The following is a 16,340-nucleotide window of genomic DNA, read 5'->3' as shown; positions in this document are numbered from 1 at the left end:
CCGGCAACGCTTTGGGAAAAGTCTTTCATCCAAGCCGGCCTGTTGATCGCCGTCAAGCATTGGTTGTCCATCGGCAATGCTATGCTTGGCGCCCTCTCTCCGACCTGCGGCCCAAGCGCCGCGCGGCTTTCCGCTCCAAGGGGTGTCCCGTGACCGACCGTATCCAGGCCGTGAAGGCCTACCTGCTCGACCTCCAAGACCGCATCTGCGCCGCACTCGAAGCCGAGGACGGCGCCACCCGCTTCGCCGAAGACGCCTGGGAGCGCCCGGCCGGTGGTGGTGGCCGCACCCGGGTGATCGGCGATGGCGCGGTGATCGAGAAGGGCGGGGTGAACTTCTCCCACGTGTTCGGCGCCGGCCTGCCGCCGTCCGCCAGCGCGCACCGCCCGGAACTGGCCGGGCGTGGCTTCCAGGCCCTGGGCGTGTCGCTGGTGATCCACCCGCGCAACCCCCACGTGCCCACCTCCCACGCCAACGTGCGCTTCTTCATCGCCGAGAAGGAAGGCGAGGAGCCGGTATGGTGGTTCGGTGGCGGCTTCGACCTGACGCCCTACTACGCCCACGAGGAAGACTGCGTGCTCTGGCACCGGGTCGCCCGCGAGGCCTGCGCGCCCTTCGGCGAGGACGTCTACCCGCGCTACAAGGAATGGTGCGACCGCTACTTCCACCTCAAGCACCGCAACGAGCCGCGCGGCATCGGCGGCCTGTTCTTCGACGACCTGAACCAGTGGGACTTCGACACCTGCTTCGCTTTCCTGCGGGCCATCGGCGACGCCTACATCCAGGCCTACCTGCCCATCGTGCGCAAGCGCAAGGACACCCCCTGGACCGAGCAGCAGCGCCAGTTCCAGGAGTTCCGCCGCGGCCGCTACGTGGAGTTCAACCTGGTCTACGACCGCGGCACCCTGTTCGGCCTGCAGTCCGGCGGGCGCACCGAGTCCATCCTCATGTCGCTGCCGCCGCAGGTGCGCTGGGGCTACGACTGGAAGCCCGAGCCGGGCAGCGAGGAGGCGCGGCTGACCGAGTATTTCCTGCAGGACCGCGATTGGCTGGGCCTGAAGCCTGAAGCCTGAAGCCTGAAGCCTGAAGCCTGAAGCCTGAAGCCTGAAGCTGGAAGCGGGAAGCAAAAAGCTTCAAGCTTGCGGCTTTCAGCTTGCAGCTCAGGAAACCCATGGACCGCTATTGCGTCTTCGGCAACCCCATCGGCCACAGCAAGTCGCCGCTGATCCACCGCCTGTTCGCCGAGCAGACCGGCCAGGCGCTCTCCTATGACGCCCGGCTGGCGCCCCTGGACGACTTCGCCGGGGCGGCCCGCGCGTTCTTCGCCGAAGGCCTGGGCGCCAACGTCACCGTGCCCTTCAAGGAAGACGCCTACCGCCTGTGCAGCGAGCTTACCGGGCGCGCCCGCCGCGCCGGCGCGGTGAACACCCTGAAGAAGCTCGCCGGCGGCCGCCTGCTGGGCGACAACACCGACGGCGCCGGGCTGACCCGCGACCTGGTGGTGAACAACGGCGTGGCGCTCAAGGGCCGCCGCGTGCTGGTGCTGGGCGCCGGTGGCGCGGTGCGCGGCATTCTCGAACCCTTCCTGGCCGAAGGCCCGGCGGCGCTGGTGGTGCTCAACCGCACCGCGGCCAAGGCCGAGCAACTGGCCCGCGAATTCGCCGACCTGGGCCAGGTGCGCGCCGGTGGCTTCGACCTGCGCGACGAGCCCTTCGACCTGATCGTCAACGGCACCTCGGCCAGCCTGGCCGGCGAGCTGCCGCCCATCGACCCGGCGCTGATCCGCCCGGGGCACACCGTCTGCTACGACATGATGTACGGCAAGGAAACCACCGCCTTCAACCGCTGGGCCGCCGAGCAGGGCGCGGCGCGCTGTATCGACGGCCTGGGCATGCTGGTGGAGCAGGCGGCGGAAGCCTTCGTGCTGTGGCGCGGCGTGCGGCCGGATTCGCGGCCGGTGCTGGATGAGTTGCGGCGGCAGTTGGCGGGTTAGGCCCTTCGTAGGAGCGAGCTTGCTCGCGAACGGTGCTCACCGGGGCTTTGGCGTTCAGGTTGACTCCGCTCCCTCTCCCCAACCCTCGGCTGCGCGCCCCGCCCTGAAGGGAGAGGGGGCTGTTCGGAGCGCGCCGATAGCTCGGAGCTCGCCGGTAACGTAGGGCGTATAACCGTTCGCGGTTATACGCCGCTTGACCGATCTCATCGCTCACTCCGAGGCTGAACCTTGCGCGCTCTGGGGCCATGGCCAATCGGCGGATAACGCCTTGGGCGTTATGCGCCCTACTCCACCTGCAAAACCGCGCCTTCGCCGATCTGTTTCGCCAGTTCCTCGCGCACCCGCGGGCGGGCGTGGCGCAGCACCAGGTGGCGGCCCTCCCCGGCCAGTCTTCGGGCTTCCTGCTGCAGCATGTGCGCGCCGGCGAAGTCGATGAAGTTCACGTGCCTGGCGTCCAGCACCAGGCGCCGGCCCTGGCTGGCCTGGATCAGGCGCTGCAGGTAGTCGCAGGCGCCGAAGAAGATCGAGCCCTCCACCCGCAGCACTTCCTCCTCGCTGGCCTGCCAGCGTTCCACCCGCGGCTGCGAGGTGCGCCGCAGGTAGAGCAGCAGCGAGGCCAGCACGCCCAGGTAGATGGCGTTCTGCAGCGGCAGCAGCAGGGTCGCCGCGGCGGTCAGGGCCATCACCGCGAACTCGCTGCGGCTGCCGCGCCACAGGGCGCGCAGCGCCGGGCGGTCGACCAGGCCCCAGGCGATCAACAGAATGCCGCCGGCCATGGCCGGCAGCGGGATGTGGGTGATCAGCCCGGCGCCGGCCACCGCCAGCACGGCGACCCAGGCGGCGGAGAACATCCCGGCCAGCGGCGTGCGCGCGCCGGCTTCGAGGTTCAGCCCGGAGCGGGTGAAGGAGCCCGCCGAGAGGCTGGCGGAGAACCAGGGGCCGAGCAGGTTGGACAGGCCCTGGGCGCGGATTTCCCGGTTGGCGTCCAGCACCTGCTGGCTGCGGGCGGCCAGGGCGCGGGCGATGGACAGGCTGGTGACCAGGCCCAGCAGGCCGCAGGCCAGGGCGCCGGGCAGCAGCGCAGCGACGCTCGCCGCGTCGGCCTGCAGCGGGCTGAACGGCGGCAGCGCGCTGGCGAAGGCCTGCACCCGCGCCACGCCGCCGAACCAGGCGGGCAGCGCCCAGACCGCCAGGCTGGCCAGCAGCAGGCCGAGCATCAGCGCCGGCCAGCGCGGCCGCAGCCAGCGGCACAGCAGGCTCGCCGCCAGGCTCAGCAGGCCGATGGCCAGGGACGCCGGGTCGCACTCGCCCAGGCGCGCCAGCAGCAGGCGCGTGCCGTCCAGGGCGCTGCCGCGGCTGTGCACTTCCACGCCCAGCAGGTAGGGCAACTGGCCCAGGGCGATGACCAACGCCGCGCCCAGGGTGAAGCCGAGCATCACCGAGTGCGAGACGAAGTTCAGCAGCACCCCGGCGCGCATAGCGCCCAGGGCCCATTGCAGGAGGCCGGCGAGGAAGGTCAGCAGCAGCACGTAGTGGATGAACAGCTCGCTGCCCGGCGGCGCCAGGGGCGCCACCGTGGCGTAGAGCACCACCGAGATGGCCGCGGTGGGCCCGCCCACCATGTGCCTCGACGAGCCCCACAGGCAGGCCACCGCCACCGGCAGCATGGCCGCGTAGAGCCCGTACTGCGGCGGCAGCCCGGCGATCAGCGCGTAGGCGATGGACTGCGGCAGGGCCAGCACCGCGCCGGCCAGGCCGACCCAGGCCTCGCGCGCTACCCCGCGCGGGCCGAGGCCCGGCAGCCAGGCGAGGAACGGCAGCAGGCGATACAGGCGCTCCATCGGCGGTCAGAGCTTGGCCTGCACGGCGGCCAGGGCATCGCCGCCGTCACGGGTCTTCACGCCGTCCAGCCATTTGCCCAGCACCTGCGGGTTGGCCTTGATCCAGGCTTTCACCGCCTGCTGGTTGGCGACGTTCTTCTCCAGCACCTCGGCCATGATGGCATTCTCCATCTTCAGGTCGAAGCCCAGGTTGGCCAGCAGCTTCGCGCTGTTCGGGCACTGCTGGGCGTAGCCGTTGCGGGTGACGGTGTAGACGCTGCCGGTGCTGCCGAAGTACTTGTCGCCGCCGGCGAGATACTTCATGTCGTACTTCACGTTCATCGGGTGCGGCGTCCAGCCGAGGAAGACGATCCAGCGGTCGCGCTTCACCGCCCGGCTCACCTCGGCGAGCATGGCCTGCTCGCTGGACTCCACCAGCTTCCAGTCGCCCAGGCCGAACTCGTTGCCGCCGATCATCTTCTGGATCGACTGGTTGGCCGGCGCGCCCGAGCCGATGCCGTAGACCTTGTGGTTGAACTGGTCGGCGTGCTTCTGCAGGTCGGCGAAGTTCTTCACCCCGGCGTCGTAGACGTAGGTCGGCACGGCCAGGGTGAACTCGGTGCCTTCCAGGTTCTTCGCCAGTTGCGTGACCTGGCCGCTGGCGATGAACTGGTCGTGGAAGCCCTGCTGCGCCGGCATCCAGTTGCCGAGGAAGGCGTCCACCTGGCCGTCGCGCAGGCCGCCGTAGGTGATCGGCACCGAGAGGGTGTCGACCTTGGCCTGGTAGCCGAGGCTGTCGAGCAGGAAGCTGGCAACGCCATTGGTCACGGCGATGTCGGTCCAGCCCGGATCGGCCAGTTTCACCGTGGCGCAGGCTTCGTCCTCGGCCCGCGCGGCCTGGCCGGCCAGCGCCATGGTGGTGGCCAGCAGCAATGCACTTAACTTGGTCATGCTCATCTCCCCTCGGCTTTTTCTGGTTGTGGTTATCAGGGTTTGGGATAGCGGGCGCGGCGCTCCAGGTCGTCCAGGTCGATGTGGTTGCGCATGTACTGCTGGCTGGCATCGACAAAGGGCTGGTGGTCCCAGCTGGTCAGCTTGCCGCGCTGCAAGGCGTCGGCGACGAAGCGCCGGCGGCGCTGGCTGGCCAGCACGCGCTGGGTGATCGCCGGGATGTCCCAACGCTGCCGGGCTTCGGCCAGGAAGGCGTCGAACAGCTCGCGGTGCGCCGCCGAGCCGGCCAGGTTCTCCAGCTCGCGCGGGTCGTTCTTCAGGTCATAGAGCAGGCAAGGGTCCTGTTCGGAGTAGACGAACTTGTAGTCGCCGCGGCGGATCATCATCAGCGGGCTGACCGTGCCTTCGGCGGTGTACTCGCCGATCACCTCGTCGTGCCCGCCCTGGCCCTGCAGGTGCGGCAGCAGCGAACGGCCGTCCAGCTCCAGGTCCTGCGGCAGCTCGCCGCCGGCCAGTTCCACCAGGGTCGGCAGCAGGTCGAGGGTGGACACCGACTCGGCCACATGGCGCGCCGCGAAGCGGCCCGGGGCGTGGATCAGCATGGGCACGCGGGCGGCCATCTCGAACCAGTGCATCTTGTACCAGAGGCCGCGCTCGCCAAGCATGTCGCCGTGGTCGCCGGAGAACACCACCAGGGTGTCCTCGGCCAGGTCGCATTCCTCCAGGGTCCTGAGCAGCGCGCCTATCTGCGCGTCGACGTAGCTGCAGGCGCCGAAGTAGGCGCGGCGGGCGTCGCGGATCTTCTCCGGCGGCAGCGGCTTGCCCCACAGGTCGATGACCTTGAGCAGGCGCTGGGAGTGCGGGTCCTGCTCGTGCTGCGCCAGCTCCACGGCAGGCATGGGGATGTCCTCGTCGCGGTACAGGTCCCAGTACTCGCGGGGGATGGTGTAGGGGTCGTGGGGGTGGGTCATGGAGACGGTCAGGCAGAACGGCTGCTCGGCGTGCTCGCGGACGTGGTCGTAGAGGTACTGGCGCGCCTTGAACACCACCTCGTCGTCGAAGTCCAGTTGGTTGGTGCGCACGCAGGGCCCGGCCTGCAGCACCGAGGACATGTTGTGGTACCAGCTGGGGCGCACTTCCGGCTCGTCCCAGTTCACCGCCCAGCCGTAGTCGGCGGGGTAGATGTCGCTGGTCAAGCGTTCCTCGTAGCCGTGCAGCTGGTCCGGGCCGCAGAAGTGCATCTTGCCCGACAGCGCCGTGCGGTAGCCCAGGCGGCGCAGGTGGTGGGCGTAGGTGGGGACGTCGGCGGCGAAGTCGGCGGCGTTGTCCCAGGCGCCGATCTTCGTCGGCAGCTGGCCGCTCACCAGGGTGAAGCGCGAGGGCGCGCACAGCGGGCTGTTGCAGTAGGCCGAGTCGAACACCACGGCCCGCTCGGCCAGGCGCATCAGGTTGGGCATGCGGACGGGCGAGGCGGCGTCGTGGAGGGGCAGCAGCGGCGCGGCCATCTGGTCGGCCATGATGAAGAGAATGTTCGGGCGTGGCATGGCGGGACTTATCCTATGCACGGTTGTTATGGAATAGTGCGTGACAGCAGTGTCACGCCGCGCCGGCAGGGGGTAAACCGCATGGCCATACATGCTTCGGATAACACCAGCTTATGGGTGGCGCAACCATGAGCCTGCCCCTGGAACTGCTCCGCGTATTCGAGTGCGCCGCCCGCGAGCAGGGCTTCACCGCGGCCGCCGCCGAACTGGGCAGCAGCCAGCCGGCGGTGAGCCAGCAGATCAAGCGCCTGGAGAAGCTACTGGGCGTGCGTCTGTTCGACCGCGTGCACCGCGGCATCGTTCTGACGGAAAGCGGCCAGTTGCTGCTGCGCCACGTGCAGACCGGGCTGGCGGAGCTGGAGGCGGGCGTCGCCGCGGTCAGCGCCCGGCGCACCCAGGAGGTGCTGCAGGTGGCCACCGACTTCGCCTTCGCCGCCTACTGGCTGATGCCGCGCCTGCCGCGCTTCCGCCTGCGGCACCCGGAACTGGACGTCAGCCTGCTGAGCAGCGAGCGCAGCCCCAGCAGCCTGCGCAGCGACGTGGACGTGGCCATTGCCTTCGGCGACGGGCGCTTCAAGCATGGCGAGCCGTTGCTGCTGTTCGGCGAGGAAGTCTTCCCGGTGTGCAGCCCGCGCCTGCTCGGCGAGCGCCAGGCGCCGCTGCCCCTGGAGGAGCTGCAGCGCCTGCCATTGCTGCACCTGAAGCCCGAGGCCCACAGCCGCTGGTTCGACTGGCCGGGCCTGTTCCGCGCCCTGGAGCTGCCGCGCCCGCCGGAGGCTTCCGGGCTACGCTTCGACAACTACACGCTGCTGGTGCAGGCGGCAATCGCCGGCCAGGGCGTGGCCATCGGCTGGCGCCACCTGATCGACGAACTGCTGGAGCAGGGGTTACTGTGCCGGCCCATCCGCGAGAGCGCGGCGTCGCGCTACGGCTATTACGCCGTGCTGCCCGAGCGCAAGCGCCGCGCCCGCCTGCTGCAGCCCTTCGTCGACTGGCTGCGCGCCGAACTGGAACAGGACGAATGAACGAGATCCACGGCTACCACGCCCACGTCTACTACGATGCCGACAGCCTGGAGCAGGCCCGCGAACTCTGCGAGGAGGCGGTGCGCCTGTTCGGCGTAAAGATGGGCCGCATGCACCAGCGCCCGGTCGGCCCGCACCCGGACTGGAGCTGCCAGCTGGCCTTCGGCAGCGAAGCCTTCGCCGCCGTGGTGCCTTGGCTGGCGCTGCACCGCGGCGGCCTGGTGGTGTTCATCCACCCGGACACCGGCGACGACCTGCGCGACCACCGCGACCACGCCATCTGGATGGGCACCGTGCGGCCGCTGGACCTGTCGCAGTTCGGCTGAATTCGATAATGATTCTCGATTCGTTGTATGCTTGCCCGCTTTACCGGCGGCCCGCCCGCGGCGGGCCGGTATTCCAGGGTATCGCGGTCATCATGCGGCGTTTCGCCTCCTCCAGCCTCCTGCAGAGCTTCCAGGCGCACTATGCGGACCTGCTGCGCTTCCTCGCCCGCCGCCTGGGCGACAACCAGCGCGCCGCCGACGTGGCCCAGGACACCTGGCTGCGCCTGGCCGACCAGAACCCCGACACCGAGGTGCAGGACCCCCGCGCCTACCTGTTCCGCGTCGCCGGCAACCTGGCCATCGACAACCTGCGCCGCGAGGGCCGGCTGGCCGAGTTGCACGTCGAGGAAACGGCGGCCAACGAAGTCAGCGACCCCGGCGCCGGCCTGGAATCGCGCCTGCTCGCCCGCGAGGCCCTGGAACAGCTCGACGCCGCCCTCGACCGACTGCCGCCCAAGGCCCGCCAGGCACTGCTGATGAACCGCCTGGACGGCCTGACCCACGCGCAGATTGCCCGCCGCCTCGGCGTCTCCGAGAGCATGGTGGGCAAGTACATCGTCCAGGCCATGCGCCATTGCCGCGACCACCTGCTACAGCAGGAGGCGCAGCCATGAGCCGCATCGACCTGGAGAACCAGGCCCTCGACTGGCTGGTGGAACTGCACTCCGGCCGCGTCGAGGCCGGCCGCCGCCGCGAGTTCATCCAATGGCGCGCGCAGAGCCCGGAACACGAAAGTGCCGCGCGCAGCGCCGAAGCCCTGTGGGGCGCCTTGCCGGCCACCCGCGTGGCCCGCCGCCACCGCCTGCTGCGCCCGCGCCGCCTGGCTGTCGTGGCGGCGGCCGCTTGCGTCGCCGCGTTGGCCGTGGCGGCGGCCCTGCCCACGCCCGTGGCCGGGATTTACGCCGACTACGCCACCCGCACCGGCGAACGCCGGCTGGTCGAGCTGGCCGACGGCAGCCGCGTCTGGCTGAACAGTGCCAGCGCGCTTTCGGTGGACTTTTCCGCCAGCCGCCGGAGCCTGCGCCTGTACGGCGGCGAGGCGCTGTTCGAGGTGGCCAAGGACGCCCAGCGGCCCTTCGTGGTGCACGCGGGCGATGGCGAGGTGACCGCCGTGGGCACCCGCTTCGACGTCGACAGCCGCGGGCCGGACGTGCAGGTGGCGGTGACCGAGGGTGTGGTGCGGGTGGAAGCCGGCGGCAAGCCGGCGGTGCGCCTGGCCGCCGGCGAGCGCCTGGCCTACCAGGCCGCACCCGGCCCGGTGCAGCCGCTGGACCTGGACAGCGCCAGCGCCTGGCAGCGCGGCAAGCTGATCTTCAACCAGCGCCCGCTGGGCGAGGTGCTGGCGGAACTGGAGCGCTACCTGCCGGGGCGCATCCTGCTGACCGACGAGGCGCTGCGCCGGCACAAGGTCAGCGGGGTGTTCGATTTGGATGATCCTGATGCGTTGCTGCAGACGTTGCAGCGGTTGCAGCCGGTGCAGGTGACGCGGTTGCCTTGGTTGGTGGTGGTTAGGCCGGTTTCTTCGTAAGGGTTGGAGAGCGCCCTCTCCCTAACCCTCTCCCTGAAGGGAGAGGGGACCGTTGGGCAGGGCCGGGTGTTCTGGCGTTAGCCGGCAACACCGAAAGTTTCCGGCTGAAACCACCTCCCCTCTCGGCACGGACAAGCCCCCTCTCCCTTCAGGGAGAGGGTTGGGGAGAGGGTGCGGACTGAGTCCGAGACACCGCAGCACCCGGCAAGCATTTGTTCGCGAGCAAGCTCGCTCCTACAGCCGTCCCCTGCAAATGAAAATTTTTTCGATCCCCCACTGCAAGGTCAGCCCCCCCGTTTCGTCGTAGGCATGAACGCGAAGAATTCCCAACAAACGCGCCCACGCCCACAAGAACGGAAACCACCGCATGCATCACCGCTTCTCCCCGCTGTACCGCGCCCTGGCCCTGGCCACCCTGCTCGGCGGCGCCAGCCCCCTGGCCCTGGCCGCCGGGGACCTCGAGCTGCACATCGCGCCGCGCAGCCTGGACAGCGCCCTGACGCAGTTCGCCGACCAGGCCGGCCTGCACCTGCTGTTCAACTCCGAGGATGTCCAGGGCCTGAAGAGCCCCGGCCTGGATGGCCGCTACAGCCGCGAGGAAGCGCTGGACAGGCTGCTTTCCGGCAGCGGCATGCGCTGGAGCTTCAGCGACGAGCGCACCGTCGTGTTGCAGCGTGAGAAGGCCGCCGGCGGCGAGCCGCTGAGCATGGCGCCGACGCAGATCAGCGTGGCCGCGCGCACCCCCACCGACATCAGCTCCATCCCCGGCACCGTCTGGGTGGTCGACCAGGCCCAGCTGCGCGAACAGCTGGACACCGGCGTCAGCCTCAAGGAGGCCGTGGGCAAGCTGGTGCCCGGCCTCGACCTGGCCCCGGAGGGGCGCACCAACTACGGCCAGAACATGCGCGGGCGCAACGTGCTGGTGATGATCGACGGCGTCAGCCAGAACAGCTCCCGCGGCCTGTCGCGGCAGTTCGACAGCATCTCGCCGTTCAACGTCGAGCGCATCGAGGTGCTCTCCGGCGCCAGCACCATCTACGGCGGCGGCGCCACCGGCGGCATCATCAACATCATCACCAGGAAGGGCGCGCCCGGCGGCGCCCGCTTCGAAAGCCAGCTCGGCGCCAGCAGCGGCTTCAACAACAGCGACGACCTCTCCACCCGCCTGGCCCAGTCGGTCAGCGGTGGCACCGATCGCCTGAGCGGCCGCCTCGGCGTCTCCGCCGAGAAGAACGAGGCCTTCTACGACGGCGCCGGCAACCAGATCTTCATCGACAACACCCAGACCGACCTGCAGTACAACCGCACCGTCGACGTCATGGGCAACCTCACCGCGCAGTTCACCGACGAGCAGAGCCTGGACCTGCTGGCCCAGTACTACGACTCGGGCAACGACGGCAGCACCGGCATCTACTTTCCGCACCTGAACTACAAGGCCCCGTCGGACCTGGACGACGCGCAGATCCGCAGCGGCATGGACACCGACCTGGAGCCGCAGACCCGCCGCCTGCTGCTCAACGCCAACTACCACCACGCCAACCTGCTGGACCAGGACTTCTACCTGCAGGCCTACTACCGCAAGGAAGACGACAACTTCTACCCCTTCCCCTACTACAACGCCGGCAAGCCGGCCGGGGTGAACGGGGTGTACTTCGCCGCCTCGCAGCAGAACTTCGAGGTCAGCGGCCTCAAGGGCCTGTTCAGCAAGCAGTGGGACGCCTTCAAGTTCACCTACGGCGTGGACCTGGACCACGAGCGCTTCAACGCCGAGCAGAAGACCTTCGACCAACTGGTCTCCTCGGAAAGCGGCGGCCTCGACCTGGGCACCGCCAGCAGCGCGCCGCGCTACCCCAGCTACGTGGTCGACGGCCTGTCGTTCTACGGCCAGCTGGACTGGAAGCTGACCGACGACCTGACCCTCTCCGGCGGCGCGCGGCACCAGAAGATGGACGTCGAGGTCGACGACTTCAAGGGCGTGCCCGGCGGCAGCAACGACTACCAGGTCAACCTGTTCAACCTCGGCGCCATCTACGACTTCCACAACGGCCACCAGCTGTGGGGCAACTACAGCGAGGGCTTCGACCTGCCCGACCCGGCCAAGTACTACGGCAAGCCCGGGCTGTCGGTGGACGACAACCCGCTGGCCGGGATCAAGAGCCGCCAGGTCGAGCTGGGCTGGCGCTACGCGGACATGAACTGGCAGGCGCAGACCGCGCTGTACTACATCTGGTCGGACAAGGTCATCACCACCGACCAGGCCACCCTGACCATCGACGTGGTCGACCAGAAGAGCCGCGACTTCGGCTTCGAGGGCGCGCTGACGCGCTACTTCGAGAACGGCTGGCAGGGCGGCACCACCCTGCACCTGGTGCGTTCCGAGGAAGAGGACGCCGACGGCGACTGGATCAAGCGCGACGCGCGCTACGCCTCGCTGTCCAAGGCCACCGCCTTCGTTGGCTGGAACGACGAGGTCAACAGCGCGCGGCTGCAGGCCAACCACGCCATGAGCCTGAAGGACGACGCCGACCACGAGATCGACGGCTACACCACCTTCGACCTGATGGGGGAACGCAAGACGGGGTTCGGCACCTTCAGCGCGGGCATCCAGAACCTGCTGGACCGCGAGTACAGCACCGTGTGGGGGCAGCGGGCGACGCTGTTCTATTCGCCGACCTACGGGCCGGCCTACCTCTATGACTACCAGGGCCGCGGGCGCACCTTCACCCTGGGCTGGCGCATGGAGTACTGAGGGGGCTCAGGCCGCGCGGGAATCCTCGCGCGGCGCGTCCAGGTGGGTGTGCAGGCTCAGGGCGTGGTGCTGGAGGATTTCCCCCAGCAGCTGTTGCAGCGGCAGTTCCAGGTAGGCCTGCAGGCTTTCGGCGTCGGCCCAGCGGCCACGCAGGCGCCAGAAGTCGCTGGTGGTGGCCGGCAGCAGCACCTCGTAGGACTGGCAGCCGGGCACCTGGTGCGCGGCGCTGATCAGGCGGTCCAGCAGTTGCGCCAGCTCGGCCTCGTGGCCGGGGCGGGACTGGATCAGCAGGTGGTGTTCGAGCGGTTGGCGAATGGCCATGGGCGATTTCCTCCTGTCCCGGGCACTGGAATGGGGGCTCGGCCCGGTTGTGCCAGAGTAGGGGCGGGGCCCTGGCCAGCGGTAGACGGATGCTGCCGGCTTCTTGCCCGATCCTGCGCCATCGCCGGCGCCTTGCCCGAAACGGCGGATTCCCCGGCCTGGCTGGCATGATGGGGGCTTCCCGTGGCGGCCAGCTTGTACGATCCTGCCGATTGCTTGCCCGATCCTCCAGCGTCCGTCGCCCTGTCACACTTCCCGCCCGGGCCCGGGCGTAAGCTGGACGCCGCCACTTTCGGAGGCCCCCGTATGTCGCAGCCCCACGACCCCGTCGCCGCCAGCCGCCAGGAGCTGGCCGATATCATCGAGCGCCACTGCAACAGCCTCTCCGGCGTCCACGACACCGCCATCGAGGCGCTGTCGCTGGCGCGCATGGAGCAGCCCAGCGAAGGCCGCATGCCCACCCTGTACCGCCCGGCGCTGTGCGTCATCGCCCAGGGCAGCAAGGAAATCCGCGTCGGCCCGGAGATCTACCGCTACGACGAGCTCAACCTGCTGGTGGTCTCGGTGACCCTGCCGGTGTGCGGCCAGGTGGTCGACGCCTCGCCGGAAAAACCCTACCTGTCGCTGCGCCTGGACATCGACCCGGGCGAGCTGACGCGGCTGATCGCCGACGCCGGCCTGGCCGGCAGCACGCCGCGCCCGGCCGGCCGCGGCATCTACCTGCAGCGCCTGGACACCTCGGTGCTCGACGCCCTGCTGCGGCTGATGCGCCTGCTCGACAGCCCGCGCGACATCGCCATGCTGGCGCCGCTGTACACCCGCGAGATCCTCTACCGCCTGCTGCGCGGGCCCCAGGGCCACCTGCTGCACGACCTGGCGATGACCGACAGCCAGACGCACCGGGTGACCCGCGCCATCGAATGGCTCAACCGCAACTTCGACAAGGCCCTGCGCATCGAGGACCTGGCCCGCGAGGTCAACCTCAGCGCCTCCACCCTGCACCACCGCTTCAAGGAAGTCACCGCGCTCAGCCCGCTGCAGTACCAGAAGCAGCTGCGCCTGCAGGAGGCGCGCCGGCTGATGCTCTCCGAGGGCCTGGAAGTGGCGGTGGCCGGCCACCGCGTGGGCTACGAGAGCCCCTCGCAGTTCAGCCGCGAATACAGCCGCCTGTTCGGTGCCCCGCCGCTGCGCGACCTGGCCAGCCTGCGCAACGCGCTGGGCGATACGGCGATGCCGGCCTGACCCCGGACGGCGGATGAAGCGTTCCGCTTCATTCGCCCTACGCCAAAGCCCGCCGAGCGTAGGGCGTATGACCGTTCGCGGTCATACGCCGCCTGGCCTTGGCCGAGCCTTGCACCATGGCGACCCGCCAGCGGCTTTCAACGCTCGTACAACTCCAGCGGCAACCCGTCCGGATCAGCGAAGAAGGTGAAGCGCTTGCCGGTCAGCCCATCGCGACGGATCGGCTCGCAACGCACGCCCTGGCCTTCCAACTCGGCCACGGCTGCGTCCAGGTCCTCCACGGCGAACGCCAGGTGGCGCAAGCCCTGGGCCTCGGGGTAGGACGGCCGCGGCGGCGCGCCAGGGAACGAGAAGAGTTCCAGCTGCACCTCGCCCAGGGCCAGGTCGAGCTTCCAGGAATCGCGCTCGGCGCGGTAGGTCTCGGCGATCACCCGCAGGCCCAGGACTTCGCTGTAGAAGCGCCTGGAGCGCGGATAGTCGGAGCAGATCAGGGCGACGTGGTGGAGGCTGTGCAGGTTCATGGGCATGGGGCCGCTGCGGGAAACACGCGGCCCATTATGCAGCTTGTTCGCCGGCGCCTCGTAGGATGGAGTTGAGCGAAGCGATACCCATCGATGGGTATCGCTCCGCTCCTACGACGCTTCTCGTAGGCGCGAGCTTGCTCGCGAACCCGGCCTGTCAGCGCGCCTTGCGCACGCCCTCGGCCAGCTCGCGGCACAGGCCCAGCACGCCTTCGACGGCGTCGGCGGAGCTTTGCGCGCTGGCGATCTTGTCCACCAGCGCCGAGCCCACCACCACGCCGTCGGCCAGGCGGGCGATGCTGGCGGCGTGTTCCGGGGTGCGGATGCCGAAGCCGATGGCCACCGGCAGCTCGGTGTGGCGGCGCAGGCGCGCCACGGCCTGCTCGACGTGCTCCAGGGTTGCCGCGCCGGCGCCGGTCACGCCGGCCACCGAGACGTAGTAGACGAAGCCCGAGCTGCCTTCCAGCACGGTGGGCAGGCGCTTGTCGTCGGTGGTCGGGGTGGTCAGGCGGATGAAGTCCAGCCCCGCGGCCTGGGCCGGCTGGCACAGGTCCTCGTTATGCTCCGGCGGCAGGTCGACGATGATCAGGCCGTCGACGCCGGCTTCCTTGGCATCGGCGATGAAACGCTCGACGCCGTAGTAGTGGATGGGGTTGAAGTAACCCATCAACACCAGCGGGGTGCTGTCGTTGCCGGCGCGGAACTCGCGGACCATCTTCAGCGTCTTGGCCAGGTTCTGGCCGTTGCCCAGGGCGCGGATGTTGGCCAGCTGGATCGCCGGGCCGTCGGCCATGGGGTCGGTGAACGGCATGCCCAGCTCGATCACGTCGGCGCCGGCCTCGGGCAGGCCCTTGAGGATGTCCAGCGAGGTGGAGTAGCCCGGGTCGCCGGCGGTGATGAAGGTCACCAGGGCGGCGCGGTTCTGCTGTTTCAGTTCGGCGAAGCGGGTCTGCAGGCGGCTCATGCTTTCTGCTCCTGTTGCATGTGGTGCATGACGGTCTGCATGTCCTTGTCGCCACGACCGGACAGGTTCACCACCATGATGTGGTCCTTGGGCAGGTTCGGCGCGCGCTTGAACACCTCGGCCAGGGCGTGGGAGGACTCCAGCGCCGGGATGATGCCTTCCAGGCGGCAGCAGGTATGGAAGGCCTGCAGCGCCTCGTGGTCGGTGATCGAGGTGTACTCGACGCGGCCGATGTCGTGCAGCCAGGCGTGTTCAGGGCCGATGCCGGGGTAGTCCAGGCCGGCGGAGATGGAGTGGGCGTCGATGATCTGGCCGTCCTCGTCCTGCAGCAGGAAGGTGCGGTTGCCGTGCAGCACGCCGGGCACGCCGCCGTTCAGGCTGGCCGCGTGCTTGCCGGTCTCGATGCCGTGGCCGGCGGCTTCCACGCCGATGATCTTGACGCCGGCGTCATCCAGGAACGGGTGGAACAGGCCCATGGCGTTGGAGCCGCCGCCGATGCAGGCGACCAGGGAGTCGGGCAGGCGGCCTTCCTTCTCGGCCAGCTGCTCGCGGGTTTCCTTGCCGATCACCGCCTGGAAGTCGCGGACCATCGCCGGGTAGGGGTGCGGGCCGGCCACGGTGCCGATCAGGTAGAAGGTGTCGTGGACGTTGGTCACCCAGTCGCGCAGGGCTTCGTTCATGGCGTCCTTGAGAGTGCCGGTGCCGGCGGTGACCGGGATCACCTCGGCGCCCAGCAGGCGCATGCGGAAGACGTTGGCCTGCTGGCGGTCGATGTCGGTGGTGCCCATGTAGACCACGCACTTCATGCCGAAGCGCGCCGCCACGGTGGCGGTGGCCACGCCGTGCATGCCGGCGCCGGTCTCGGCGATGATGCGCTGCTTGCCCATGCGCTTGGCCAGGAGGATCTGGCCGATGCAGTTGTTGATCTTGTGCGCGCCGGTGTGGTTCAGCTCTTCGCGCTTCAAGTAGATCTTCGCCCCGCCGCAGTGCTCGGTCAGGCGCTCGGCGAAGTACAGCGGGCTCGGGCGGCCGACGTAGTCGCGCTGGAAGTAGGCCAGTTCCTTGTGGAACTCCGGATCCTCCTTGGCCTTGTCGTACTCGCGGGCCAGGTCGTGGATCAGCGGCATCAGGGTCTCGGCGACGTACTGGCCGCCGAAGCTGCCGAACAGGCCCTTGGCGTCGGGACCGGTGCGCAATGTGGACATGGGAAGGTTCCTCTTGTGTCGGTAGGTAGGAGCGCCCCCTGGGCGCGATCGCGGGCAGGGCCCGCTCCTACACCTCCAGGGAAGCACGGCTTTTCGTAGGATGGCGTTGAGCGAAGCGATACCCATCAGCGCAACCGCATGGGTTTCGCAA

At 69.3% G+C, this 16,340-nt stretch carries 15 protein-coding genes; 8 read left to right on the top strand and 7 right to left on the bottom strand.

The window, feature by feature from the left end:
* Positions 1-149: 149 nt before the first annotated feature.
* Positions 150-1,073, top strand: coding sequence for an oxygen-dependent coproporphyrinogen oxidase (gene hemF, locus VV867_RS02015; RefSeq protein WP_109932794.1), 924 nt, complete (start codon positions 150-152; stop codon positions 1,071-1,073).
* 98 nt (positions 1,074-1,171) lie between these two features.
* Entirely contained in the window at positions 1,172-1,993 is an 822-nt protein-coding gene (gene aroE / locus VV867_RS02010) for a shikimate dehydrogenase (RefSeq protein WP_328565512.1), read from the top strand.
* Between the two features lie 284 nt (positions 1,994-2,277).
* Here the strand turns inward: aroE and VV867_RS02005 are convergent, their stop codons facing one another.
* From VV867_RS02005 to betC, 3 genes are read right to left on the bottom strand one after another with little or no spacing between them, the layout of a single operon-like run.
* Complete coding sequence (locus VV867_RS02005; protein WP_328565511.1) at positions 2,278-3,834, bottom strand: SulP family inorganic anion transporter; 1,557 nt, start codon at positions 3,832-3,834, stop codon at positions 2,278-2,280.
* 6 nt (positions 3,835-3,840) lie between these two features.
* Entirely contained in the window at positions 3,841-4,764 is a 924-nt protein-coding gene (locus VV867_RS02000) for a choline ABC transporter substrate-binding protein (protein WP_328565510.1), read from the bottom strand.
* A gap of 35 nt (positions 4,765-4,799) precedes the next feature.
* Complete coding sequence (betC, locus tag VV867_RS01995) at positions 4,800-6,308, bottom strand: choline-sulfatase (RefSeq protein ID WP_328565509.1); 1,509 nt, start codon at positions 6,306-6,308, stop codon at positions 4,800-4,802.
* A gap of 128 nt (positions 6,309-6,436) precedes the next feature.
* Here betC and VV867_RS01990 point away from each other — a divergent pair, with 128 nt between their 5' ends.
* The 5 genes from VV867_RS01990 (at position 6,437) to VV867_RS01970 (ending at position 11,936) form a co-directional block, all read left to right on the top strand.
* Positions 6,437-7,333 carry a choline sulfate utilization transcriptional regulator gene (locus VV867_RS01990; protein WP_328565508.1) on the top strand — a complete coding sequence of 299 codons (897 nt, stop codon included), beginning with the start codon at positions 6,437-6,439 and terminating at the stop codon, positions 7,331-7,333.
* Positions 7,330-7,659 (top strand): DOPA 4,5-dioxygenase family protein, encoded by a 330-nt coding sequence (locus VV867_RS01985; RefSeq protein ID WP_328565507.1) that lies wholly within the window; start codon positions 7,330-7,332, stop codon positions 7,657-7,659. The genes VV867_RS01990 and VV867_RS01985 overlap by 4 nt, the downstream gene beginning before the upstream one ends.
* A gap of 92 nt (positions 7,660-7,751) precedes the next feature.
* Positions 7,752-8,273: a sigma-70 family RNA polymerase sigma factor gene (locus tag VV867_RS01980; RefSeq protein WP_275628123.1), complete on the top strand. Its 522-nt coding sequence runs from the start codon at positions 7,752-7,754 to the stop codon at positions 8,271-8,273.
* The gene (locus VV867_RS01975; protein WP_328565506.1) at positions 8,270-9,187 is read left to right on the top strand and encodes a FecR family protein; all 918 of its coding nucleotides are present in this window, start codon (positions 8,270-8,272) and stop codon (positions 9,185-9,187) included. The genes VV867_RS01980 and VV867_RS01975 overlap by 4 nt, the downstream gene beginning before the upstream one ends.
* A gap of 367 nt (positions 9,188-9,554) precedes the next feature.
* The gene (locus tag VV867_RS01970; RefSeq protein ID WP_328565505.1) at positions 9,555-11,936 is read left to right on the top strand and encodes a TonB-dependent receptor; all 2,382 of its coding nucleotides are present in this window, start codon (positions 9,555-9,557) and stop codon (positions 11,934-11,936) included.
* Positions 11,937-11,942: 6 nt separating this feature from the next.
* Here VV867_RS01970 and VV867_RS01965 read toward each other — a convergent pair whose 3' ends face one another.
* Positions 11,943-12,257: an antibiotic biosynthesis monooxygenase family protein gene (locus VV867_RS01965; protein ID WP_275628121.1), complete on the bottom strand. Its 315-nt coding sequence runs from the start codon at positions 12,255-12,257 to the stop codon at positions 11,943-11,945.
* 306 nt (positions 12,258-12,563) lie between these two features.
* Here VV867_RS01965 and VV867_RS01960 point away from each other — a divergent pair, with 306 nt between their 5' ends.
* The gene (locus VV867_RS01960; protein ID WP_328565504.1) at positions 12,564-13,499 is read left to right on the top strand and encodes an AraC family transcriptional regulator; all 936 of its coding nucleotides are present in this window, start codon (positions 12,564-12,566) and stop codon (positions 13,497-13,499) included.
* A 137-nt stretch (positions 13,500-13,636) separates the two neighbouring features.
* On the opposite strand, the gene gloA2 is transcribed toward VV867_RS01960, so the two are convergent.
* The 3 genes from gloA2 to trpB form a co-directional block, all read right to left on the bottom strand.
* Positions 13,637-14,020, bottom strand: a complete 384-nt coding sequence (gene gloA2, locus VV867_RS01955) for an SMU1112c/YaeR family gloxylase I-like metalloprotein (protein WP_328565576.1) — start codon at positions 14,018-14,020, stop codon at positions 13,637-13,639.
* Between the two features lie 157 nt (positions 14,021-14,177).
* Positions 14,178-14,984: a tryptophan synthase subunit alpha gene (trpA, locus tag VV867_RS01950; RefSeq protein ID WP_275628119.1), complete on the bottom strand. Its 807-nt coding sequence runs from the start codon at positions 14,982-14,984 to the stop codon at positions 14,178-14,180.
* Positions 14,981-16,189, bottom strand: coding sequence for a tryptophan synthase subunit beta (trpB, locus tag VV867_RS01945; protein WP_328565503.1), 1,209 nt, complete (start codon positions 16,187-16,189; stop codon positions 14,981-14,983). Before trpB ends, trpA begins: the two co-directional genes overlap by 4 nt.
* Between the last annotated feature and the right edge of the window lie 151 nt (positions 16,190-16,340).

Origin of the sequence: Pseudomonas sp. JH-2, from assembly GCF_036231725.1 — a bacterium.
Taxonomy (GTDB): Bacteria; Pseudomonadota; Gammaproteobacteria; order Pseudomonadales; family Pseudomonadaceae; genus Pseudomonas; species Pseudomonas delhiensis.
This window is presented reverse-complemented; position numbering and strand designations above follow the sequence as displayed.

Coding starts and splice junctions, on each gene's coding strand:
- aroE (WP_328565512.1), top strand. CDS start 1,172: ATGGACCGCTATTGCGTCTTCGGCAACCCCATCGGCCACAGCAAGTCG.
- VV867_RS02005 (WP_328565511.1), bottom strand. CDS start 3,834: ATGGAGCGCCTGTATCGCCTGCTGCCGTTCCTCGCCTGGCTGCCGGGC.
- VV867_RS02000 (WP_328565510.1), bottom strand. CDS start 4,764: ATGACCAAGTTAAGTGCATTGCTGCTGGCCACCACCATGGCGCTGGCC.
- betC (WP_328565509.1), bottom strand. CDS start 6,308: ATGCCACGCCCGAACATTCTCTTCATCATGGCCGACCAGATGGCCGCG.
- VV867_RS01990 (WP_328565508.1), top strand. CDS start 6,437: ATGAGCCTGCCCCTGGAACTGCTCCGCGTATTCGAGTGCGCCGCCCGC.
- VV867_RS01985 (WP_328565507.1), top strand. CDS start 7,330: ATGAACGAGATCCACGGCTACCACGCCCACGTCTACTACGATGCCGAC.
- VV867_RS01980 (WP_275628123.1), top strand. CDS start 7,752: ATGCGGCGTTTCGCCTCCTCCAGCCTCCTGCAGAGCTTCCAGGCGCAC.
- VV867_RS01975 (WP_328565506.1), top strand. CDS start 8,270: ATGAGCCGCATCGACCTGGAGAACCAGGCCCTCGACTGGCTGGTGGAA.
- VV867_RS01970 (WP_328565505.1), top strand. CDS start 9,555: ATGCATCACCGCTTCTCCCCGCTGTACCGCGCCCTGGCCCTGGCCACC.
- VV867_RS01965 (WP_275628121.1), bottom strand. CDS start 12,257: ATGGCCATTCGCCAACCGCTCGAACACCACCTGCTGATCCAGTCCCGC.
- VV867_RS01960 (WP_328565504.1), top strand. CDS start 12,564: ATGTCGCAGCCCCACGACCCCGTCGCCGCCAGCCGCCAGGAGCTGGCC.
- gloA2 (WP_328565576.1), bottom strand. CDS start 14,020: ATGAACCTGCACAGCCTCCACCACGTCGCCCTGATCTGCTCCGACTAT.
- trpA (WP_275628119.1), bottom strand. CDS start 14,984: ATGAGCCGCCTGCAGACCCGCTTCGCCGAACTGAAACAGCAGAACCGC.
- trpB (WP_328565503.1), bottom strand. CDS start 16,189: ATGTCCACATTGCGCACCGGTCCCGACGCCAAGGGCCTGTTCGGCAGC.